This window comes from Allopontixanthobacter sediminis, assembly GCF_009828115.1.
Taxonomy (GTDB): domain Bacteria; phylum Pseudomonadota; class Alphaproteobacteria; order Sphingomonadales; family Sphingomonadaceae; genus Allopontixanthobacter; species Allopontixanthobacter sediminis.
Genome location: NZ_WTYL01000001.1, coordinates 566,865 through 590,019 on the forward strand (window position 1 = coordinate 566,865; position 23,155 = coordinate 590,019).

At 63.1% G+C, this 23,155-nt stretch carries 19 protein-coding genes; 11 read left to right on the plus strand and 8 right to left on the minus strand.

Features of this window, described 5'->3' with window-relative positions; translation table 11 throughout:
* Positions 1-81 precede the first annotated feature (81 nt).
* Together dnaN and GRI65_RS02980 are read left to right on the plus strand one after the other, a co-directional pair.
* Positions 82-1,209, plus strand: coding sequence for a DNA polymerase III subunit beta (gene dnaN, locus GRI65_RS02975; protein ID WP_160755026.1), 1,128 nt, complete (start codon positions 82-84; stop codon positions 1,207-1,209).
* A gap of 96 nt (positions 1,210-1,305) precedes the next feature.
* Positions 1,306-2,379 (plus strand): DUF2855 family protein, encoded by a 1,074-nt coding sequence (locus GRI65_RS02980; RefSeq protein WP_160755027.1) that lies wholly within the window; start codon positions 1,306-1,308, stop codon positions 2,377-2,379.
* A 3-nt stretch (positions 2,380-2,382) separates the two neighbouring features.
* Here GRI65_RS02980 and GRI65_RS02985 read toward each other — a convergent pair whose 3' ends face one another.
* Genes GRI65_RS02985 through GRI65_RS02995 form a run of 3 tightly spaced genes read right to left on the minus strand, consistent with a single transcriptional unit; the run spans position 2,383 to position 6,332 of the window.
* Entirely contained in the window at positions 2,383-3,699 is a 1,317-nt protein-coding gene (locus GRI65_RS02985; protein ID WP_160755028.1) for an FAD-dependent oxidoreductase, read from the minus strand.
* Positions 3,699-4,604, minus strand: a complete 906-nt coding sequence (locus GRI65_RS02990) for an alpha/beta fold hydrolase (protein ID WP_232843897.1) — start codon at positions 4,602-4,604, stop codon at positions 3,699-3,701. The genes GRI65_RS02985 and GRI65_RS02990 overlap by 1 nt, the downstream gene beginning before the upstream one ends.
* A 33-nt stretch (positions 4,605-4,637) precedes the next feature.
* Complete coding sequence (locus GRI65_RS02995) at positions 4,638-6,332, minus strand: PHA/PHB synthase family protein (protein ID WP_160755029.1); 1,695 nt, start codon at positions 6,330-6,332, stop codon at positions 4,638-4,640.
* A gap of 328 nt (positions 6,333-6,660) precedes the next feature.
* Here GRI65_RS02995 and GRI65_RS03000 point away from each other — a divergent pair, with 328 nt between their 5' ends.
* The gene (locus GRI65_RS03000; protein WP_232843898.1) at positions 6,661-9,309 is read left to right on the plus strand and encodes an EAL domain-containing protein; all 2,649 of its coding nucleotides are present in this window, start codon (positions 6,661-6,663) and stop codon (positions 9,307-9,309) included.
* 57 nt (positions 9,310-9,366) lie between these two features.
* Complete coding sequence (gene lepA, locus GRI65_RS03005) at positions 9,367-11,184, plus strand: translation elongation factor 4 (protein WP_160755030.1); 1,818 nt, start codon at positions 9,367-9,369, stop codon at positions 11,182-11,184.
* Positions 11,185-11,253: 69 nt separating this feature from the next.
* On the opposite strand, the gene GRI65_RS15370 is transcribed toward lepA, so the two are convergent.
* Positions 11,254-11,379 (minus strand): hypothetical protein, encoded by a 126-nt coding sequence (locus GRI65_RS15370; RefSeq protein WP_269816278.1) that lies wholly within the window; start codon positions 11,377-11,379, stop codon positions 11,254-11,256.
* 271 nt (positions 11,380-11,650) lie between these two features.
* On the opposite strand from GRI65_RS15370, the gene GRI65_RS03010 reads away from it, so the two are divergent.
* The 4 genes from GRI65_RS03010 to ligA all read left to right on the plus strand — a co-directional run bounded on the left by GRI65_RS03010 (position 11,651) and on the right by ligA (position 16,963).
* Positions 11,651-12,079, plus strand: a complete 429-nt coding sequence (locus GRI65_RS03010; protein WP_160755031.1) for a hypothetical protein — start codon at positions 11,651-11,653, stop codon at positions 12,077-12,079.
* 72 nt (positions 12,080-12,151) lie between these two features.
* Positions 12,152-12,955, plus strand: a complete 804-nt coding sequence (locus tag GRI65_RS03015) for an outer membrane protein assembly factor BamD (RefSeq protein WP_160755032.1) — start codon at positions 12,152-12,154, stop codon at positions 12,953-12,955.
* A 100-nt stretch (positions 12,956-13,055) separates the two neighbouring features.
* Complete coding sequence (gene recN, locus GRI65_RS03020; protein ID WP_160755033.1) at positions 13,056-14,720, plus strand: DNA repair protein RecN; 1,665 nt, start codon at positions 13,056-13,058, stop codon at positions 14,718-14,720.
* Between the two features lie 122 nt (positions 14,721-14,842).
* A complete protein-coding gene (gene ligA / locus GRI65_RS03025; RefSeq protein ID WP_160755580.1) occupies positions 14,843-16,963 on the plus strand; it encodes an NAD-dependent DNA ligase LigA in 2,121 nt (706 codons plus the stop codon).
* Here ligA and GRI65_RS03030 read toward each other — a convergent pair whose 3' ends face one another.
* From GRI65_RS03030 to GRI65_RS03045, 4 genes are read right to left on the minus strand one after another with little or no spacing between them, the layout of a single operon-like run.
* Positions 16,964-17,695: a TIGR02117 family protein gene (locus tag GRI65_RS03030; protein WP_332872584.1), complete on the minus strand. Its 732-nt coding sequence runs from the start codon at positions 17,693-17,695 to the stop codon at positions 16,964-16,966.
* Entirely contained in the window at positions 17,659-18,573 is a 915-nt protein-coding gene (locus GRI65_RS03035) for a 50S ribosomal protein L11 methyltransferase (protein ID WP_160755034.1), read from the minus strand. Before GRI65_RS03035 ends, GRI65_RS03030 begins: the two co-directional genes overlap by 37 nt.
* Positions 18,570-19,472 carry a subclass B3 metallo-beta-lactamase gene (gene bla / locus GRI65_RS03040; protein ID WP_160755035.1) on the minus strand — a complete coding sequence of 301 codons (903 nt, stop codon included), beginning with the start codon at positions 19,470-19,472 and terminating at the stop codon, positions 18,570-18,572. The genes GRI65_RS03035 and bla overlap by 4 nt, the downstream gene beginning before the upstream one ends.
* Entirely contained in the window at positions 19,462-20,172 is a 711-nt protein-coding gene (locus GRI65_RS03045; RefSeq protein ID WP_160755036.1) for an SDR family NAD(P)-dependent oxidoreductase, read from the minus strand. Before GRI65_RS03045 ends, bla begins: the two co-directional genes overlap by 11 nt.
* 136 nt (positions 20,173-20,308) lie before the next feature.
* Here GRI65_RS03045 and sdhC point away from each other — a divergent pair, with 136 nt between their 5' ends.
* The 3 genes from sdhC to sdhA are packed head-to-tail and all read left to right on the plus strand — an operon-like array spanning position 20,309 to position 22,965.
* Entirely contained in the window at positions 20,309-20,743 is a 435-nt protein-coding gene (gene sdhC, locus GRI65_RS03050; RefSeq protein WP_160755582.1) for a succinate dehydrogenase, cytochrome b556 subunit, read from the plus strand.
* Between the two features lie 12 nt (positions 20,744-20,755).
* A complete protein-coding gene (sdhD, locus tag GRI65_RS03055) occupies positions 20,756-21,142 on the plus strand; it encodes a succinate dehydrogenase, hydrophobic membrane anchor protein (RefSeq protein WP_160755037.1) in 387 nt (128 codons plus the stop codon).
* Positions 21,142-22,965 (plus strand): succinate dehydrogenase flavoprotein subunit, encoded by a 1,824-nt coding sequence (gene sdhA, locus GRI65_RS03060; RefSeq protein ID WP_160755038.1) that lies wholly within the window; start codon positions 21,142-21,144, stop codon positions 22,963-22,965. Before sdhD ends, sdhA begins: the two co-directional genes overlap by 1 nt.
* Positions 22,966-23,155: the final 190 nt, after the last annotated feature.

A 23,155-nucleotide genomic window follows, 5' to 3' on the forward strand; every position in this document is an offset into this window, starting at 1 on the left:
CCATTTTCCGGCGCCCGCAGGCGAATCCGCCTGCATCCTGTGGGCAACCAGCCGGTGCGCAAAAGGGATCGAGAAGGACCGATGAAGGCCACAATCGAACGTGCCACACTGCTACGCTGTCTATCCCATGTTCAGTCGGTGGTGGAACGTCGCAACACGATACCAATCCTGTCGAACGTGCTGATCGATGCCGATGCCGGCGGGTCACTGAAAGTCATGGCCACCGATCTCGATCTGCAAGTGACCGAGAACATGGCGGCGGCTTCGGTCGAAATGCCCGGCGCAATCACCGTTTCGGCGCATTTGCTGTTCGATATCGCGCGCAAACTGCCGGAGGGTAGCCAGGTCAGCCTGGAAACTGCCGACAACCGCATGGCGGTGAAGGCTGGGCGGAGCCGGTTCAGCCTGCCGACCCTTCCGCGCGATGATTTTCCGGTCATCGTCGAAGGCGACTTGCCGACCAGTTTCGAGTTGCCGGCCAAGACGCTGGCCGAACTGATCGACCGTACGCGGTTCGCGATTTCGACGGAAGAAACGCGCTATTACCTCAACGGTATCTTCCTCCACGTTTCGGATGAGGACCAGCCTGTATTGCGGGCGGCGGCCACTGATGGTCACCGGCTGGCCCGTTTCACCCTGCCGCGTCCCGATGGTGCGGAGGGAATGCCCGATGTTATCGTGCCGCGCAAAGCGGTGGCGGAACTGCGCAAGCTGCTCGAAGAATCGCTCGACGCCAATGTCCAGATCGACCTTTCGGCGAGCAAGATCCGCTTTACCATGGGCGGCGAGGGCGGCGTGGTCCTGACCAGCAAGCTGATCGACGGGACGTTCCCGGACTACAGCCGGGTCATTCCGACGGGCAACGACAAATTGCTCCGGATCGATCCTCGGAGTTTCTACGAAGCGGTCGACCGCGTTGCGACAATCGCGACCGAGAAGACACGCGCAGTGAAAATGAGCCTCGAAACGGACAAGGTCACCTTGTCCGTCAGCAGCCCGGACAATGGCACTGCTGCGGAAGAACTGGCGGCGGATTACGGGTCCGACGGGTTCGAAATCGGTTTCAACGCCAATTACCTCAAAGACATTCTCGGCCAGATCGACGGCGATACCGCCGAATTGCACTTGGCCGATGCAGGAGCGCCGACGCTTATCCGCAAGGATGACAAGAGCCAGGCCCTGTATGTACTGATGCCGATGCGGGTCTGATGACCCTTTGATGAGGGGCGGCAATCCGGACCGGATTGCCGCTCGCATCGCGGTTGCTGACGCGCTAGGCTCCCGTCCGAAACCGAGAGAGTTGCCATGAGCCAAGCCGTTCACGTCCTGCGAGACAATATTTCAGACGCGAAATTGGTCGATACCGAACTCGGTCCGCTGGCCGAAGGGGCGGTGCGCCTAAAAATCGAGAGCTTTTCGGTAACCGCGAACAACGTCACCTACGCTGTGGCGGGTGACCAGATGGGCTACTGGAATTTCTTTCCGGGCGAAGGGCCGCGCGGCGTCGTGCCGATGTGGGGCCACGCGCGTGTCGAGGCGTCGAACCAACCGGAAATTGCGATCGGGGAAAGGGTGTACGGCTATCTCCCGATGGCGACCCATCTCGATGTGCTACCGGGCAAGGTCAGCGTCGGCGGGTTCATGGATAGGGCTGAGCACCGTCAGCCGATGAGCCCGATCTACAACCAGTATTCGCGGTTGGCCGCTGATCCCGAGCATGATCCGGCGCGCGAGGCGCAGCGGATGATTTTCGGACCCCTGTTCAAGACCGGCTACTTGATCGAAACGATGTTTCGCACGGAGGATTGGTTTGGCGCCGAAGCGATGGTGATGACCAGCGCCTCGTCCAAGACTTCGATGGCGCTGGCGAGCGTTGCGAGGGACAAATCACCCCGGGTGCGGCGGATCGGCCTGACTTCGGCGGGCAATGTCGCCTTTACCGAAGGGACCGGCCTGTATGACCAGGTACTGGCTTACGACAAATTGGTCGATCTCGAACCGGTCCCGACCGTGTCGGTCGATTTCGCCGGAAACAGCAAGGTCCTGCGTGCAATCCACGAACACCTGGGCGTCAACCTCGCCTATTCCTGCCTAGTCGGGGCGACGCATGTCGACGGGCGGGTTGGCGGTTCGAAAGACATGCCCGGGCCGCAGCCGATCCTGTTTTTCGCGCCCCATTATGCGGTCGCCGCGATCAAGGAACTCGGCCCCAAGGCGTTTGGCGAAGCAGTGGCAAAAAGCTGGCACACGTTTCTCGGCGAAGTCGAGGGAACGGTGGAAGTGGAAACCCGGTCTGGCATCGCTGCGGCGCGCGATACTTTCATTGCAATGGTCAAGGGGGAGGTCGACCCTGCCAAGGGGATCGTGATCGAACCCTGAAATCTAACGCAGCGTCTTGATCATCGCCGCAACGTCCACGAACTTCTCTCGGGGCGAGCCGTCACGCGCGGCGGCGGTTTCGGCTTCCTCGATCTTCTTCCAGTCGCGAAACGTCACTACGTCGAGCTCTCGGGCCGCGGCAAGCTCGTCGATGCCAGCGCGGCCTTTCTTGTCGGCGCGGCCGAGCTTGCCGCTGTCCATGTCTTCGGCGATTTTCTCGATGACGCTGTAGCCATCGGGCCGGTTGGTGCCGATCGTTCCGCTGGGCCCACGGCGGGCCCATCCGACGCAATATAGGCCTGTCAGGATGCGCCCCTCGTTATTGGCGAAGCGGCCCATCCGCTCGTCGAACGGCACGTCGGGTATTGGCGATGTCCGGTACCCTATGCAGGTCACGACCAGGTCGGCGGGAATGCGGTACGTTTCGCCGGTTCCGATCGCCCGGCCGGTCACGACTTCGGTGCGCTCCAACTCCAGCTCGGCGATCTTTCCGTCACCGTGAAAGGCGACCGGACTGGCGAACAGGTCGAAGTAGATCTCGATCTGCGCATCGGCGTGGATACTTTCGGGGATGGCCGCGAAACTGCGCAAATGGGCGACGGACTTGCGCAGGCCCGGCTCGAGGATCGCGTCCTCTGCCTCGTCGGGCAGATCGTCGGGATCGACGCGGGGCGTTGCACGGCTTAGATGGGCCAGTTCGCCAAGTTCCTTTGGCGTCATCGCCACTTGATGCGCGCCGCGCCGCGCCACGATGGTGATTTTCTCGATCCCCGAGCCGCGCAAAGCGTCGAGCGCATGCCCCACGATATCGCTGCCGGCGAATTCCTCCTCGGACTTCGACAATATCCGCGCGACGTCAAGCGCGACATTGCCCATCCCGATAACCACCGCGTGCTTGCCCGACAGGTCCGGTGCGAGTTCGGCGAATTGCGGGTGTCCGTTGTACCAGCCGACAAATTCAGCGCTGCCGAACAAATTGTCGAGGTCCTCGCCGGGCAACCCGAGCTGCCGGTCATTAGGCGCTCCGGTTGCCAATACCACGGCATCATACAGATCGCGTAAATCCGCGATCGACACATCCGTACCGATCGAGACATTGCCGACAAAGCGGACATTGCCCGACAGCGCGGTTTTCTCGTAGCGGCGCGACACACCCTTGATCGACTGGTGGTCCGGCGCGACCCCGGTCCGGATAAGCCCGTAAGGTACCGGCAAACGGTCGAAGATATCGACCTGCACATCCTCGCCCCATTGCTTCTGGGCACCTTCCGCCGTGTAATATCCTGCGGGCCCGGAACCAATGATGGCGATGTGACGCATCAGGCGGCCCGTTTGCGCTCCACTCTGCCGGAAGGCGATTCTTCGGGATCGAGGAAGCTCCGGATCGCGGCGACACTCTGGTCCTTGTGGCTGAGCAGGAACAAATGTCCGCCGCCTTCCATCACCACCAATTCGCTGTTGGGGATCAGCATGTTGAGGAACTTGCCGTTCAGCAGCGGCACGATCTGGTCCTCGTCCCCCATCAAAATGAGGGTGTCCTTCTTCATAAAGGGAAGGGCGGGAGCGCTGGTCCAACCGAGCATCGCGATCAACTGATACATATAGCCGCGCGGGCTGGGCGGGCTGAGGCGCGCCATGTGACCGCCCTTGCCGGAGGCATCGCCAAGCGCGCCGCCATAAAGCGTCTCGAAATGCTGTGCCATGTAATCGGCATCGACATAGCGGCGCGGGTTGGCCATCTTGGTCAGCGCTGCGGGATTTCCCGGGATCATCAGCATGCCTGCACTGGTCGCGACCAGTACCAGCCGGCGGGTCCGGCGCGGATGCTGGATCGCGAAATGCTGCGCCAACCCGCCGCCCCAGCTGATTCCCATTACATCAACTTCCTCGAGCCCGAAGCGGTCGAGCACCTTGGCCGCCGTCCAGGCCATCGTGGCCGTATTGTAAGGGACCACGGGATCGGGCGATTTACCAATGCCTGGCATGTCGAACATGATGAAACCGCGGTCGGAGAGCGCTTCCGCGAGCGGCGCGACCGCTTCGATATTTGCGCCGATACCGTTGAAGAACAGGACAGGGAGATGATCGCTCGGCATATCCAGCCGCCAACGCGCCACACGCAAGGTCCGCCCGCCGATTTTTTCCATTGAGACTTCCGCGCTGGCCATGGGGTCAGTGCCGAAGGCGCCAGGTAACACTGTCTTGGATGCAGGGGATTCGTTCAAGCGGATTTCCTTGGAAGATTTGGTTGATGTGCCTCAACGCTCCTCGAGCACATACAGCCCGGGGGCCGGTTCTAGCGGCTTATACGCCGCGTTGCCCAGCTTTTTCGGCGCGGCTTTCTGTTTGCCGGAGCGGGCCTGGACCCAGTCCATCCAGAACGGCCACCAACTCCCGGCCACTTCTTCGGTTCCCGCAAGCCAGTCCTCGACTTTTTTAGGCGGCCCACCCGGGTTCTTCGATTTGAAGTACTTGGCCTTGGGGTTGCCCGGCGGGTTGAGGATCGCCTGCATGTGTCCCGCCTGGCTGAGCACGAACGTCACATCCTTTGAACCGAACAGCTGGGTCGAACGATAGCAGGCGCGCCACGGGGTGATGTGATCGGTCACTCCGCCCAGGATAAACAGGTCGCTGGTCACTTTGCTCAGGTCGACCTTGTGATCGACCATCTCCACCTCGCCCTTTTTGGTGAAGGCCAGCGTTTCAAATAACGTCAGGAAATCTCCCATCAGGCTGGCGGACAGGTTAGTCGCGTCGGCATTCCAGAACAGCACGTCGAACGCCGGCGGATCGTCACCCAGAAGGTAATTGTTGATCACGTAATTCCAGATCAGGTCGTTCGGCCGCAGCCATGCGAAGCCGCGCGCCAGATCGTCACCCTTGATCACACCTTGCTTGGCGGCGCGCTGGCGGGCGAGCTGCATGCCGTTTTCGCTGACCAGGGAACCGGCTTCGATGTCGTTTTGCTTGGGGTGAAGGACACACACCATCAGCGTCAGCGACCCGAGCAGCGGGTCGTTGTCGGCGGCCATCTTGCTTGCCAGCATCGCAGCTGTCTGTCCGCCGGAGCAGCCAGCAGACACGTTAACTTTTTTCGAGCCGGTAATCGCGGCGACCGCTTCCATCGCTTCGCGGCACGAATGGATATAATCTGCCATGTCCCAGCGGCCTTGTTCCTTCGACGGATTGCGCCAGCTGATGACGAACGTCTGGATGCCGTTATCGAGCTGCCATTTGACCACCGATTTATCCGGGCTCAGATCGTTGATATACATCTTGTTGATCTGCGGCGGGATGGTCAGCTGCGGAATTTCATAAACCTGGTCGGTAGTGGGCGCGTAATGCACAAGTTCCATCATCTCGGTGCGCAGGACCACCGATCCTTTTGAAATTGCGATATTTTCGCCCAGCTTGAACGGGCGTTTGTCCACCTGACTGACCATGCCCTTGTTGTGGACCATGTCGTTATAGGCGTTCTTCAGCCCCTTCATCAGGCTGAGCCCGCCGCTGTCGATCAGGCGTTTCTGCGCTGTGGGATTGCCCATAAGCGTGTTGGTCGGCGCCAGCCCGTCGATTATAATGTTGGAGATGAAACTCGCGCGGTCGCGTTCCAATTCGTCCAGTTCGAGATCGGCGAGCCAGTCGTTCATCCCTTTTTGCACCGCGAGGTAATACTGCGCACCGGCGCGGAAGAAGGGGTTGTATTGCCAGGCTGGGTCCTTGAAACGCTTGTCCTTCGGATCCGGGGTCAGGTCGGACTTTCCCGTCATGATCTTGATCATGTCTTCGCCCATGTTGCGGGCATGTTTCAGACTTCGCGCGGGATCGGAGGCTGTTTCCCGCAGCAGCAGCGCAACCGCACCGATGAAATCTTCCCGCGCCAGGCCGATCATCGGCCCCAGCGCAGTGGTTGATTGCGCCGCTTCGTTCTCCAGCGTCTTCCGGTTGTTCATCCCGCTTCCCCATGGGCCAGTTTACCGCCCTTATGCGGATGTCATGCACTTCACGCCGCAGCTTGGCAAGGCAGGCGCCTATGGCCGGCAGGGGCCGCGCAAAAGAGCCGAATCGGCGCTAAACGTGACCTGCCAATTAACCTTTTGTAAAAAGGATGGGCACCAAAGCCGCATGATGAGTGGGTTAAGGGTACAGCACAGGGGCAGGCGAGGAGGCGGCGCGGCGCGAAGCGTTGTCGCCGGCGCGAGTGCGGCCCCGAAAACGGACTCGAAGCCAGCCGCCGATAATGATGCCGAACCGGTCCATTCGAAGACAATTCCCGCCGGCTTGACCGCGGTCGAAAATTCTCTCGCTGCTGACTATACGCGCCGTGATGGAAGGGCGGATCGGCGTAGCCGCGTCGGCACGACTATCCAGCGGCGAAGCGGCCAGCACCGCAGCGGAAAGCAGATGATCCCGCCTAACTGGGCCAGGATGGGTGCGATAATCGCCTTGGCCTACGCGACCGCCACGCTCCTTGCCCGCGACCTCCCGCCGCCGCTCATCGGCGGTCTGGCTTGGGGCGCAGTCCTGCTGACTATGATCGGCGCGCACATTGCGCGGCGCGAACGCAAGGCGGCGACGCCAATGACGGCTGTTCCGGGGGTCGCGGCAAGTTGCATAGGCTTGCCGCAAGCACTTACCGGTCTTGGATTCGGCCAGTGGATAGTGGCCTACGGCCTTGATCCAAGACTGGGTCTGGGCGCGTTGCTGGCCATCAACGCGGTGTCGCTAACCTTGCTGATCAGGCGACCATCGCAGCTATACATCGGCATGGCCGGACTTTGGGCGCCGGTCGCCCTGCTCGACGGTAGCCTGATGGCGATCGGTTCTATCGTTCTTGTGGGCATTGTGCTGTTCGTATCGGCGCGGATCCAAGGGGATGTCGAACACGATGATCTCGACTGGCTGCTAGCCCGTGAACGCGCCTGTGACCGGTACGAGGATATACTGCGTGATTACGAGGAAATGGGCCACGGCTGGTTCTGGGAGACGGACCGGAGGGGGCACCTCAGTTATGTTTCGCCCATTGTCGGTGATGCGGTTGGCGAACACCACGAAAACCTTATCGGAAGACCGCTTGATGCGCTGTTCGATCAGGACAGCAAACCCGCCGAAAGCGCGCGCGCGTTGGCCTTCCACATTTCGACTCGTTCGCCTTTCCATGATCTGGCCTTCCCGGCCGCCGCCGGTGACGACGAGCGCTGGTGGTCGGTCAGTGGCCGACCTGTTTTTGACGACTTCCAGAATTTCGTCGGCTTTCGCGGTTCGGGTACCGATCTGACCGAGCGTCGGAGAACCCAGGAAAGTGCTTCGCGGCTCGCACTTTACGATTCGCTAACTGGCCTCGCCAACCGGTTCCAGACGATGCAAACATTGGGCAGGATCCTTGGTTCGCCCCAGGAAATACCGCAGGAATGCAGCCTGTTTCTGCTCGACCTGGACCGTTTCAAGCAGGTTAATGATACGTTCGGCCACCCGGCAGGCGACGCCCTGCTGAAGCAGGTTGCCCAGCGGTTGGAGAAGACGGTTGGCGATGCCGGTGTTGTCGGGCGGCTCGGAGGTGACGAGTTCACGGTGATTGTCGCCGGTGGTCCGGACCGGTCGCAACTGGGCAAACTTTCGCACGAGATTATCTACGCGCTGTCCCAACCATACTGGCTTGATGGACAGCGGGTAGTTATCGGCGCATCGATCGGGATCGCCATTGCTCCAGCAGACGGCCACTCCAGCGATGCCCTGATCCGCAGTGCCGATCTCGCACTTTACGCATCGAAAAACGGCGGACGAGGGCGGTACCAGTTCTATTCGGAAAACCTGCTTTCCGCTTCCGAGGAGCGAGCCGGACTTGAGCGGGCTTTGCGCTTGGCTATCGCGGAAGGCGGACTGGAACTTTATTACCAACCCATAGTGCACACCGCGACCGAGAGGATCACTGGTTTCGAGGCGCTGCTCAGATGGAATCACCCTGAAATGGGCTGGATCCCTCCAGCGAAGTTCGTGCCCATTGCCGAAGACGCGGGGCTCATTTCGACGATTGGCGACTGGGCCATTCGCACCGCCTGTCAGGATCTAGCGCTATGGCCGGATGACATACGCTGCGCAGTAAACGTCTCGTCGCTCCAGCTGTCCAATCCGCAATTTCCGGCCGTGGTTACGCAAGCGCTCGCGCGTTCAGGGATCGCGCCTGATCGACTGGAGCTGGAAATTACCGAGAGCGCATTCCTCAACGACGGGCCCGGTACAGGTACGCTTCTGGCGGCGCTCAAGTCGATCGGCGTACGATTGGCGCTGGATGATTTCGGCACCGGTTATTCGTCCTTCGCTTATCTCGAGAATGCGCCCTTCGACAAGATCAAGATCGACCGCCGTTTTGTCCGCAACGCCGCGGTCCCCGGAAGCCGGAAAGGCGCGATGATCGCCGCGATGACAACCCTCGCGCAGAATCTCGGGATCGATACCACCGCCGAGGGGGTGGAGACGATGGACGAACTCAATCTGGTCCGTATGCACGGGTGCAGTCACGTCCAGGGGCATGTCTATGAAAAGCCGCTTAGCGGCGTGAATGCGCTGACCCGACTGCGAAGCGGCGTCGCTGCGGTCGCCGACGGGCCGCGATCGTCGCGCGAACCGCGCCAGACGGTGCTCCGCAAGGTGCTGCTCGAACACGGAAACGAAGTGTATAGCGGCACCATACGCAACATCTCCTCACGCGGGGTCATGATCGAGGGCTTGTGGGATGTGCCCGGCGGCACGCTGTTCCAGCTGGCCTTGTCGGAATTCCACACTGTCCTCGCGACTTGCCGCTGGAGCGAAAGCGGCCGGATGGGCGCGGAATTCAACACTCCGCTTAAACGCGACAGCGCCGGCACCCTCATCGCGATCAAGGGCCCCCCGTCGGGTCAGCACGCGAACCTGCTGCCACACAAATTCTAAACACCGCGGCGCAAGCTACTTGCTGACAGCGCGATCAAGCGGGGCTAAGGGGCGCGGATGACTGATCTGGCTCTTATTCGCAACTTTTCTATCATCGCGCATATCGATCATGGCAAATCCACGCTGGCGGACCGGTTGATCCAGTTCACCGGCGGCCTCACCGAACGCGAGATGTCGGCGCAAGTCCTTGATAACATGGACATCGAGAAAGAGCGCGGGATCACCATCAAGGCCCAGACCGTCCGCCTCAACTACACCGCCAAGGACGGGCTCACCTACCAGCTCAATCTGATGGACACCCCCGGCCACGTCGACTTCGCGTATGAGGTCTCCCGCTCCCTCGCCGCGTGCGAGGGCGCGCTGCTGGTCGTCGACGCCGCGCAAGGGGTGGAGGCGCAGACGCTCGCCAACGTCTACCAGTCCATCGAGCACGACCACGAAATCGTCCCCGTCATCAACAAGATCGACCTGCCCGCCGCCGAACCCGAACAGGTGCGCAAGGAAATCGAGGACATTATCGGCATCGACGCATCCGAAGCCGTCCTCGCCAGCGCCAAATCCGGCATCGGCATCGCCGAAATCCTCGAGGCGATCGTCACCAAGATCCCCCCACCGAAAGGCGACCGCGACGCCCCGCTGAAGGCCATGCTGGTCGACAGCTGGTACGATCCCTACCTCGGCGTGGTCATCCTGGTGCGGGTCATCGCCGGCACCATCCGCAAGGGCCTGCACGTGAAATTCATGCAGGGCGGCACCGACCATTTGATCGACCGCGTCGGCTTCATGAGCCCCAAGATCGAACAGACCAAGGAACTCGCCGCGGGCGAAATCGGCTTCATCACCGCCCAGATCAAGGAAGTCGCCCAGGCCAAGGTCGGCGACACCATCACCACGGTCAAGAACGGCGCGACCGAGGCGCTGGCGGGCTTCAAGGAAGTCCAGCCGGTGGTGTTCTGCGGCATGTTCCCGGTCGACGCGGCGGAATTCGAGAAATTGCGTGACAGCATCGGCAAGCTGCGGCTGAACGACGCCAGCTTCAGCTTCGAGACGGAAAGCAGCGCGGCACTCGGCTTCGGCTTCCGCTGCGGGTTCCTCGGCCTGCTGCACCTGGAAATCATCCAGGAACGGCTGACCCGCGAATACGACATGGATTTGATCACCACGGCGCCGTCCGTGGTCTACCGCATCCAGCTCAACAAATCACGGACCGACCCGGCGCAGGAACTGATGCTGCACAACCCGGCCGATTACCCCGACCCCAGCCGGATCGAACAGATCGACGAACCGTGGATCAAGGCGACCATCTACACCCCGGACGAATATCTCGGCTCGATCCTGAAATTGTGCCAGGATCGCCGCGGCATCCAGCTCGACCTGACCTATGTCGGCGGGCGCGCCCAGATCACCTACGAATTGCCGCTGAACGAAGTGGTGTTCGATTTCTACGACCGCCTGAAAAGCATCAGCCGCGGCTACGCCAGCTTCGATTACGAACAGATCGGCCTGCGCGAAGGCGACCTCGTGAAGATGAGCATCCTGGTCAACAACGAACCGGTCGACGCGCTGTCGATGATCGTCCACCGCGGCGTGGCGGAAGCGCGCGGCCGCCACATGTGCGAACGCCTGAAAGACCTCATCCCGCGCCACCTGTTCAAGATCCCGGTGCAAGCGGCCATCGGCGGAAAGGTGATCGCCCGCGAGACCATCGCCGCGATGCGCAAGGACGTGACCGCCAAATGCTACGGCGGCGATATTTCCCGCAAGAAGAAGCTTCTCGACAAGCAGAAGAAGGGCAAGGCCAAGATGCGGGAATATGGCAATGTGAGCATTCCGCAGGAGGCGTTTATTGCTGCGCTGCGGATGGGGGAGGAGTAGGGAAACCCCGACCTTGGTGCTGCCGACCTTGCGGCACGCGGCGCGGACGTTGTCGAGATCGGCCAGCGCCTAGATGAAGTCCTGCTGGCGCTGCGCGTTCCAGCCGTCGCGGCGCGCAGTCAGCCGGGGAACCGGGGTGAAGGCGGGCAGGGTGCCGGGTGCGCGGAGAGGCTTTGCAGGAGGAGGTGCGGTCAAGGGGCAGCGCATTGGCACAATGTTCGCATGCAGGAAAATTTTCGCGCGCGCCGGCCACACGCCTTGTAGTCGCGGCGATCCCCGATTAGGGGGCGCGCAACCCATAAATGCCGCTTCGGCCGCCGGATCCTGGGCAGGTTCGGCCATGGCATTGGGACAACAGGGAAAGTTCGAACCCGGCAGCCAATGCGTTGCCGTACCATGCACCACCCTTCGGTTGCGTGAGAGCCAACAGGCCCGCGCGAGTCGCTCAGAATTCAAGGTACCGATCATGTCCGGCCCCGATGCCCTCACATCCGCCCGCTCCGCAGGAGAGCGCGGCGAGATGACCCCCGATTCCCCCGGCGAAGCAACCCCGCGCGCCGCCGCGGTCCACTATTTCCGCCGGACGCTGGCCATGCGCCGCCACCGCGACAAACGCTTCGGCAAGGCGTTCACCACCGACCGCGGGTGGGACCTGCTCCTGCTCCTGATGATCGCCCGGCTGGAAAGCCGCACCACAAACGCCGGCGAAATTTTCGAGGACGAGAGCGCTCACGGCGTCACAATCGAGGAGCTGGACCGGCAGATTGGGCTCGGCAACGTGGTGCTGATGGACGCGGGCAACGACCTCGAACGCAGCAAGGTCGTCCTGACAGACGAGGCCGCTCGGCACCTGATCGACCTCTACCGCATCGACACCGCCGCCGCTGCGGAATGATTTTCGCCGGACCCGCGAGTAGGGCGAACAACTTCACTTGGCGTTCAGCGAAGCGCTGGTTATAGGCGAGGCATGACCACCAACACGCGCTCCCCGCTCAAGTTCGCATTCCTCGCCGCCGCTGCCGCCAGTACGGTGCTGACCGCGGGCTGCGCCGGCCGCAGTTCCGGACCGGAAGACACCGCCTATGTCGCGCGCGACGTGGAAACGCTGTATGCCGAGGCCAAGCGCCGGCTCGATAACGGTGACCCCCTGCTCGCCGCGGCCCTGTTCGACGAGGTGGAGCGCCAGCACCCGTATTCGCCGTGGGCCCGCCGCGCGCAGCTGATGAGCTCGTTCAGCTATTACGTCGCCCGCGATTACAACAAGTCGATTCAGAGCGCCCAGCGCTTCCTGTCGATCCACCCCGGCAACCGCGACGCACCCTACGCCTATTACCTGATCTCGCTCAGCTATTACGAACAGATCAGCGACGTCACCCGCGACCAGAAGATCACCGAACAGGCCAAGGCCGCGCTGACCGAGGTCATCCGCCGGTTCCCGAACAGCGAATACGCCTCCGACGCCCGGCTTAAGCTCGACCTTGTGAACGACCACCTCGCGGGCAAGGAAATGGAAATCGGCCGCTCCTACGAACGTGCGGGCCGCTGGCTTTCGGCGCAGATCCGGTTCCAGAACGTGGTCGACAACTTCCAGACCACCAGTCACGCACCGGAAGCCCTGTTCCGCCTGACGGAAACCAGCCTGGCGCTGGGCGTGCGCGAAGAAGCGGTGAAATACGCCTCCGTTCTCGGCACCAACTATCCCGGCAGCAAGTGGTATGACCGCGCCTATGACCTGATCCAGGATCACGCGTCCGGCGTTACCGCCAGCTGAGCGAAACCTGCCGGGCTGCTGCCAGTTCGCCGAAATTGTTCGCAAAATGATTGCGCGTCGTGACGTGGAGCTACGCTTGGGTTAAGACGAAGCCCTAGCCATGCTGACCGCCCTGTCCATCCGCAACATCGTCCTGATCGAGGCGCTCGACCTGACCTTCAATGGCGGGCTGGGCGTGCTGACCGGGGAAACCGGCGCGGGCAAGTCGATCCTGCTCGATGCGCTGGGGCTGGTGCTGGGCAACCGCGCCGAAACTGCGCTGGTGCGAGCGGGTGCCGACCAGGCGAGCGTGTCGGCGACTTTCGAATTTTCCCGCCTGCCGGACACCATCCGGACCGTTCTGGCCGATGCCGATATCGAGATCGAAATGGGCGAAGGGCTGATCCTGCGCCGCCGGATCAAGGTGGACGGCGCGTCCAAGGCGTTCGTCAACGATCAGCCGGTCGGTGTGGCACTGCTGCGCGAACTGGCCCCGGCACTGGTCGAACTCCACGGCCAGCACGACGACCGCGGTCTCGTTAACCCGCGCGGCCACCGGCAGTTGCTCGACCTGTTTGCAGGTGCCGACTTGGCGGGAGTGGGATGCGCGTGGAAAACCTGGCGCACGGCGGAAGACCGGCTGGAACAGGCCCGCAGCGCGATTGACCAGGCGAAAGAGGATCAGGACCTGCTGATCGCCCATCTGGCGGAATTGGCCGAACTCCAGCCGCAGGCGGGCGAGGAAGCCCGGCTTGCCGGGGCGCGCTCCGATATGCAGAAGGGCGAGCGGCTGACGTCCGACCTCGAAGAACTGCGGCATTTGTGGGACGGTTCGGATTCGCCGCTCGCGAGCCTGCGGGTCGCCGCGCGCAAGCTGGACCGGATTGCGCCCGAACATCCGATCCTTGCCGAAGCGCTGGCCGCGCTTGACCGCGCGGTGATCGAAGCGAGCGAGGCGGAGGAACGGCTGATCGCTGCGGGCAACGCGCTGCATCACGACCCAGAGGCACTTGATCAAGCGGAAACCCGGCTGTTCGAACTGCGCGCACTCGCCCGCAAGCACCGCTGCGAAGTGGACGGACTGCCGGAATTGATGCGCAGTATGCGGGACCAACTTGACGCAATCGAGGCCGGCGATGCGGAACTGGATTCGCTGGAGGCTGCCGCGAAGGAAGCGCACGAAATCTACCGTGCCCGGGCCGAGGCTTTGCACGCCAACCGGGTCGCGGCGGCGATGCGGCTGGACGACGCCGTGGCCGCCGAACTTGCGCCGCTGAAACTCGATGCGGCGCGGTTCAAGACGGCGGTGGCGGATTTGCCGGAAGAACGCTGGGGCGCGGCCGGAATGGACAGCGTCGAATTTCTCATTTCGACCAACCCAGGCGCGGATTTTGCGCCGCTGGGCAAGATCGCCTCGGGCGGGGAATTGAGCCGATTCATCCTCGCGCTGAAGGTCGCGCTGGCGGAAAAAGGCGGCGCGGCGACGGTGATCTTCGACGAGATCGACCGCGGCGTGGGCGGGGCGGTGGCGAGCGCCATCGGCGAACGTCTGGCGCGGCTCGCCGACGGCGGACAATTGCTCGCCGTGACGCACAGCCCACAAGTCGCGGCGCGCGGCGGAACGCATTACGTAATTGCGAAATCGAGCGAAGGCACCGTGACCAAGACCTCGGTCGCGTTGCTGGATGCCGCTGGCCGGCAGGAAGAAATTGCCCGGATGCTGTCGGGTGCGGAGATTACCAGCGAAGCAAGGGCGCAGGCGGACCGGTTGCTGGAGGGGGTGTGATGGCCTTCCAACAAGTAAGTCAACACCCCCCGGTCGCAAGTCACTACCCCCCAGTCTCCTCTTCTAAAGAGGAGGGGGTTTAAGTGGCCGAAATCTCTGAAGCCGAGGCTGCCAACGAGTTGATGAGGCTCGCGAAGCAGATTGCGCACCATAACCGGCTGTATCACGCCGAGGATACGCCGGAGATCACCGATCCGGAATTCGACGCGCTGGTCCGCCGCAATGCGGAGCTGGAAGAGGCGTTTCCTCATCTGGTGCGGGAGGACAGCCCCTCGCGCGCGGTCGGCCATGAAATCGCTGCGTCGCCGCTGAGCAAGGTGCCGCACGAGGTTCGGATGATGAGCCTCGACAACGCGTTCTCCGACGCGGAGCTGGCGGAATTCGCGGCGCGTGTGCGGCGGTTCCTGGCGCTGCCGGAAGGTGAGCCGGTCGCGTTTACTGCCGAGGACAAGATCGACGGGCTGTCCTGTTCACTGCGGTATGAAAACGGCGTTCTGATGCGCGCCGCGACCCGCGGTGACGGGCAGGTGGGCGAGGATGTGACTGCCAATGTCGCGACGATTGCGGACATTCCGCAGCGTCTTGGAGGAAGGCACCACCCCCCGGCCCCCTCCTCGGAAGAGGAGGGAGAGAATAGGAAGCAAGCTAAAGCCCCCTCCTCTTCCGAGGAGGGGGGTGGGGGTGGTGGCTTCCCGATCCCGGACGTCTTCGAAATCCGCGGTGAAGTCTACATGTCCCGCGCGGACTTCCTCGCCCTGAACGAAGCGCAGGCGGCGGCGGGCGGAAAGCTGTTCGCCAATCCGCGCAACGCCGCCGCGGGTTCGCTGCGCCAGAAGGATGCGAGCGTAACCGCCGCGCGGCCGCTCAAATTCTGGGCGCATGGCTGGGGCGCGGCCTCGGCGGTCCCCGGCGAAACGCAGGTCGCGGTGATGGAGCAGATAAAGGCGTGGGGCGTACCCGTATCGCCGTTTTTCGAACGTATCACCTCGATGGAAGGCATGACCGCTGCTTACGACCGGATCGGCGGCGCGCGGCCCGAGCTGCCTTATGAAATCGACGGGGTGGTCTACAAGGTGGACAGGCTCGATTACCAGGCGCGGCTGGGCTTCGTCGCCAAGGCACCGCGCTGGGCGATAGCGCGCAAATTCCCCGCAGAACGTGCCGAGACCACGCTCGAGCAGATCGATATACAGGTCGGGCGGACGGGCAAGCTGACGCCCGTCGGCCGCCTCGCCCCGTTGCTGGTGGGCGGGGTTACGGTGACCAATGTCACGCTGCACAACCGGGATGAGATTGCCCGGCTCGGCGTGCGTCCGGGCGACCGGGTGGTGGTGCAGCGCGCGGGTGACGTGATCCCGCAAGTGGTCGAGAATTTGACCCGCGATGTGCCGCGTGGACCCTATGCCTTTCCGGACCATTGCCCCGAATGCGGCAGCGAAGCCGTAGCGGAGGAGGGCGAGGTCGATGTGCGCTGCACAGGCGGTCTGATATGTCCCGCGCAACGTACGCAAAGGTTGAAGCATTTTGTCAGCCGCGGCGCGCTAGATATCGACGGGCTAGGCGAGAAGACCATCGACCAGTTCTTTGCGCTCGGCTGGCTTGAAAGCCCGGCAGATATCTTCCGGCTGAAGGAGCGGCGAGACGACATTCTCGCGCTCGACGGGTGGCAGGATAAGTCTGTGGATAAGCTGTTGGAAGCTGTGGAGAACCGCCGCACTCCTGATGCGGCGAGGCTGCTGTTCGGCCTCGGGATTCGCCATGTCGGGGCGGTTACGGCGCGGGATTTGATGAAGCGGTTCGGTACCCTGCCGGCTTTGCGCGGATTGGCGGAGAAGGCGCGCAGCGGAGATGACGACGCGCTGGCGGAATTGAGCGGGATTGACGGCATCGGCCCTGCCGTGATCCAGGCGCTCGGCGACTTCTTCCACGAAGAGCATAACCGCGCGGTGTGGGATGATCTGCTAAATGAGGTCAGCCCGCCGCCTTACGTGGTCGAAACCACCGATAGCCCGGTGACCGGCAAGACCGTGGTGTTCACTGGCAAGCTGGAAACCATGAGCCGCGACGAGGCGAAAGCACAGGCCGAACGGCTGGGCGCGAAGGCCGCGGGAACGGTCAGCGCGAAGACCGACCTGGTGGTCGCCGGGCCAGGGGCCGGATCAAAGCTCAAGAAGGCCGCCGAACTCGGCATCGAGGTGATCGACGAAGCGGCATGGGCGGGGATCGTCGCGGCAGCGGGATGACTACTCCCGGACCTTCGGAACCCATTTCATTACCCCGCCGGCGAACGGCGTCCACCAGCCGGCCTTGACCCCCGCGGCGGCCAAGGTGTCGCTGGTCCACTGGTTGCAGGTGTTGGTGATGTCATACCGCCCGGCGGCGTCGTAGAACACATCGTAATCGGTATAGCCCGGGTACACTGCGCTCCGCTTGGTTCCTTGCATGGCCGCTTCGATCTGCTTGACGATTGCCGCATATTCCCGGCTCGTAATCCGCAGGGGCCGGGCGGTATCGCTCGGCGCGGGGCGGACGTAATGGGCGACATGAAGCAGGCTGTCCCCGCCGATCGTGGCAACGCGCAGCGCGGTCAGCGGTGACAGGTCGGACCATGTGGGGGTGTTCAGAAAGACCTCCCGCTCGCCCCAGCTGACCGAGATATGCGTGTAATCGCGCCTCGATGCGGGCAGGTCGGTAGCGGGAAAGACGGTGCGCCAGTCCTTTTCCGGCGTGACCAGCGGCAGGACAAGCGCGGTGTGGATGCCGTTGGTTTCCACCATGATCGTCACGCCGCTGTCGGGCTCCGTCCAGTCGGCGTTGCGGGGGATGGCCGCGCCGATCCAAGCGGCGAGCAGGAACAGGATCACCACCGCCATTAGCGCCAGCAGAGTTCGGCCCGCCCACTTCGCCGCGATCGCGGCGGGTCGGGGCAGGGCGCGGATCACTGCGCGGACCGGTCCGCTCTTTTGCGCAGCCACAGGATCGACCAGTCGCCGTTGACCAGCCGTGCCGCGAGCCGGAACCCAGCGAGGCGGTAGGCCCGGCGGACCGAGGCTTCCTGCGTCTCGAGCAAGCCGGCCAGCACGAGGTTGCCGCCGGACGGGACATGCGCGGCGAAATCGGGCGCGAGTTCCACCAGCGGACCGGCGAGGATGTTGGCGATCAGCAGGTCATACGGCGCGCGCGCGGCTATCAGCGGGTGGTCCATGCCGTCCGCGATCACCAGCGTCAGTTCGCCCGCCCGTCCGCCAACGCGAACGCCGTTGCTGGCGCAATTGTCCTCCATCACCGGCGCGCACACCGGGTCGATATCGGTCGCGAGCGCCAGCGCCCGGGGCCACAAAGTCAGCGCCCCGAAGGCGAGCAGGCCGGTGCCGCTGCCGATGTCCGCGATGTTTCGCGCGATGACGCCGCTGCGCTTCATCGCTGTCAGCATGGCGAGACAGCCAGCGGTGGTTTCGTGCTGCCCGGTGCCGAACGCCTGGCTGGCGGGGATCACCAGGTCGGTCACGCCCGGCTCGGTGCATGCTGCGTGTTCGGGCGAGCGGACGTGGAAGCAGCCCGCACGGATCGGCTCCATTCCCTGCTGGCTGAGGATAAGCCAGTCGGTCTCGGCCACCTTGTCGGTGGTGAATTTGGGCGCCTTGCCGGCAAACAGGCCCGACAGCGCGGTCTTCTCGGCCTTGCCCGGTCGGCGGGGGAACCATGCTTCCAGGACCCAATCCTGCGGCCGATCTTCGGCCACTTCGCTGCCGGAGATGACCAGTTCCGGATCCCATTCCTCCAGCTCGTCATGCGCCAGAAGCGCCGCCTGGACGGTTTGCTTCGGGGCGAAGGCGGTCAGCTTCCACGTCATCGGGCGGCTTCCTCGGCTAGCCGCGCGTCAAGCCGGTCGGTGATCGATGCGGCATATTGGCGGCAGTTCATCCCGCTGGTGAAGTCACCGGCGAGCAATTTGTCGCGGAGTCCGCTGGCCGAGGGGTGCGGCGTGAGCAGGATATCGCAATCGAGCGCCGCCACGCGGGCAATGCCTTGGCGAAAGGCAGCGAGATATTCGGGGTGGCCTGAAAAACGGTAGGTGTCGTTGCTGATCGGCGACATGCTGTCGGCATAGACTATCGTCCTGCAATCGCCCGACGGGTCGCAGCTTCGCCACTGCCACGTCAACGCGCCCGCCGTGTGCCCCGGCGTGGCAATCGCGGTAAGTTCGGTCGTGCCCAAAGTGACCCGTTGCGATCCGTTCTTCGCGGAAGGATCAAGCCCCTCCAGCACATTGGCGACAGGTTCGAAAGGGGCGTGCAAGCCAGCCTGCGGGTCGTCGCTGCCTTCCCGCCCGCTGCGCAATACGTCTGCGGCCTGCACCGATGTCAGCACCTCCGCCCCGCTCGCCCGTTGCAGTGAGGAGAGCCCGCCGACATGGTCGAAATGTTCGTGGCTGTTGAGGATGATCTTCACATCCTCGATGGCGAAACCAAGCTCGGCGATGTTGGCCATTATTTCAGCCGCGCCGTCCTGCGTCCCGCCGTCGATCAACACATGCCCCTGATCGCCCGTGATCAGGATCGCCCCGATCCCGCAAGTACCAACGTAGTAACTGTCTCCGTGGATACGGAACGGCGGGCCGGGTTTGTCCCAATCGGCCCAGTCCTCGCAGGTTTCGGTCCATACCGAGGCGGGAGGCGCGCCGATTTCCGGCTTTTGCGCGGTGCACGATGCCGTCAGCAGCAATGCGGCTGCCGCAGTCTTAGCGGACATAGCTGGCGCCGTTCGCGTCGATCGTGGTTCCGGTCATGCTGGGCGGCGCATCGAGCGCGCAGAACACGGCGATCCGCGCGATTTCATCCGGCAAGGCAACACGGGCGAGGGGAATGTCCGCCAGCAGCGCTGCGCCGCCGCGGCTGGCAAGGTAATCGCTGGCGGTCGAGGTGTCGGTAAACCCGGGGGTGATCGCGAAGCTCAAGATCCCCTCGGCGGCATAGGCACGGGCGATGGTCTTGTGCATCGCCAGCATCGCGCCTTTCGAGGCGGCGTAATGCCAATGCGCGGGCGAATCGCCGCGGTGTCCGGCGCGGCTGGCAATGTGGACGATCCGGCCCGGCGCGCCGGTTTCCTGCCAGTGCCGCACGGCAAAACGCGATAGCTGCGCCGCGGCGGTGAGGTTGACGCGCATCGTCTCCTCCCACGCATCGAGCCACTGCAGGTCGCCGTTCTCGACCGGGTTCGCGGCGAACATTCCGGCGTTGTTGACCAGCACGTCGAGTGTGCCGCCGCTGCGTTCCAGCGCCGCGTCCCATAATTCTTTCGGGGCGGCTGCATCCGACAAGTCGGCAGCGACCGTATCTGCATCATGCGCGCGCGTGGCATGGCCGACGACCTTCGCCCCCCGCGCCTGCAATTGCGCCCGAATGGCCGCTCCGATGCCGCGGCTGGAACCTGTGAGGAGGATATTGGTCATCGTGTTCCTAATCCCGAAACTTGTCCGCCTTGTCGAACGGAAGCGACCGGCTGGCAATCCGCAAATTTGCACGTCTTGCCTATACACGGCGTTTCGCTAAGGAAGGCGCCACTGAATGGATCATTGGAAAAGTCACATGGCACAGCGCCCGCTATCACCGCATCTGCAGATCTGGAAATGGGGTCCGCACATGCTGGTTTCCATCCTCCACCGGGTTACCGGGGACGGGATGGCGCTGGCGGGTCTCGGCATCCTGCTGTGGTGGCTGGGCGCACTGGCCAGCGGGCCGGAAGCCTATGCTTCCTTCGCCGGATGGGTCTGGCCCGATCTCGGCGCGCTCGAATGGAGCGGCGCGGCGATCATTGCATCGCTGGTCAAGATACTGCTCAAACTGGTCCTGATCGGCCTCAGCTGGGCTTTCTTCTCGCATATGTGTTCGGGCCTGCGCCACTTCGTGCTCGACATCGGCGCCGGGTATGAACTCGACACCAACAAATTCTGGTCGGTCGCCAGCCCGGTCATCGGCATCGTGCTGACCGCCGGATTCTGGGCGCTGTTGCTGCTCAAGTAAGGACACTGAATCATGGGTAACGGAACATCGATCGGCCGCGTGCGCGGCCTCGGCTCCTCTCACGAAGGCGCGCATCACTGGCTGCTGCAACGCTTCACCGCGGTCGGCAATTTGCTGCTCGTGCTGTGGTTCGTGGCTTCGCTGATCATGCTGCCGGACCTCGGCTTTGCTTCCGTCAGCGACTACCTGGCCAAACCGGTCCCGGCGACGGCGATGGTGCTGCTGATCATCAGCACGTTCTGGCATGCGCGGCTTGGCCTGCAGGTCCTCGCCGAAGATTACGTCCACGATGCTGGCAACAAGTTCGCCTTGCTGCTGCTGCTCAACCTGGCCGCCATCGGCGGCGGCGCGTTCGGCATTTTCTGTATTGTCCGTCTTGCTCTTGGAGGAGCACTTTAATGGCATCCGCCCCCAATTCCGCACCCGCTTACAAGATCATCGACCACACTTACGACGTCGTCGTGGTGGGCGCTGGCGGTTCCGGACTGCGCGCCACGATGGGCGCCGCCGAATCCGGCCTGCGCACGGCCAACATCTCCAAGGTTTTCCCGACCCGTTCGCACACGGTCGCCGCGCAGGGCGGGATCGCCGCATCGCTGGGTAACAATACGCCGGACCATTGGTCCTGGCACATGTACGACACCGTCAAGGGTGCCGACTGGCTGGGCGATCAGGACGCGATCGAATATCTGGTCCGCGAAGCCCCGCAGGCAGTGTACGAGCTGGAACATGCCGGGGTACCGTTCTCGCGCAACGAAGACGGCACGATTTACCAGCGCCCGTTCGGCGGCCACATGCAGAACATGGGCGAGGGGCCTCCCGTCCAGCGCACCTGCGCCGCCGCCGACCGTACCGGCCACGCGATGCTGCACGCGCTGTACCAGCAGAGCCTGAAATACGCCGCGGATTTCTTCATCGAATATTTTGCCATCGACCTGATCATGAAGGACGGGAAATGCGTCGGCGTGATCGCGCTGTGCATGGACGATGGCTCGATCCATCGCTTCCGTTCGCAATCGGTAGTGCTCGCCACCGGCGGTTATGGCCGCTGCTATTACACCGCCACTTCCGCCCACACCTGCACCGGTGACGGCGGCGGAATGGTGCTGCGTGCGGGCCTGCCGCTGCAGGATATGGAATTCGTCCAGTTCCACCCGACCGGGATTTACGGCGCGGGCGTGCTGATCACCGAAGGCGCGCGGGGCGAGGGCGGTTACCTGACCAATTCCGAAGGCGAGCGGTTCATGGAACGCTATGCGCCGAGCGCCAAGGACCTCGCATCGCGCGATGTCGTGTCGCGCAGCATGGCGCTGGAAATGCGCGAAGGGCGCGGCGTGGGGCCGGAAGGCGACCACATCTTCCTGCATCTCGACCACATCGATCCCGCCGTGCTGGCCGAACGCCTGCCGGGCATCACCGAAAGCGGCAAGATCTTCGCCGGTGTCGACCTGACCCGCCAGCCGCTGCCGGTAACCCCGACAGTCCATTACAACATGGGCGGAATTCCCTGCAATTATCACGGCGAAGTCGTGACCATCGGTGCCGATGGCAATCCGGAAACCGTTGTGCCAGGGCTGTTCGCCGTGGGCGAAGCGGCCTGCGTGTCTGTGCATGGGGCAAACCGCCTCGGTTCGAACTCGCTGATCGACCTCGTGGTCTTCGGCCGTGCTACCGGTCACCGCCTGACCGAACTGATCAAGCCGGGCTCTTCGCAGGAAGAACTGCCGAAGAACAGCACCGAGATGGCGCTTGGCCGGCTCGACCATTTCCGCAACGCCAAGGGCGGTTCGCCAACCTCGGAAATCCGCGCCGAAATGCAGAAGACGATGCAAAAACATTGCGCCGTCTTCCGCGACACCGCGCTGCTCGAAGAAGGCGTGGAGATGATGCAGAAGACCAACAAGCGGATGGAAGACGTCCACGTCACCGACCGTTCGCTGATCTGGAATTCGGACCTCGTCGAGACGCTCGAGCTGGACAATCTGATGGCGCAGGCCAGCGTGACCATCGCCAGCGCCGCAAACCGCAAGGAAAGCCGCGGCGCCCACGCGCATGAGGATTTTCCCGATCGTGACGATGCCAACTGGATGAAGCACACTGCGGTGTGGTTCGAAGGCTGGGGCGGCAAAGGCGGCGAGGTCAAGATCGACTACCGCCCGGTCCACGAATACACGCTCACCGACGATGTCGAGTATATCAAGCCGAAGAAGCGGGTGTATTAAGTCCGTCGGTTCGGGAGAACCGCACACGCGCGAATGATGATAAGCCGGGGCAATTGCTCCGGCTTTTTCGTTTTCGCGAGGAAGCGACCCGAGAGCTTGGCGAACATTCACTTGGCGTTCAGATTACATCTGTAGTCATGACAACTACAGATGTAATCATGCAGGTGAATTCCTGGGACTGGGGAGGGCA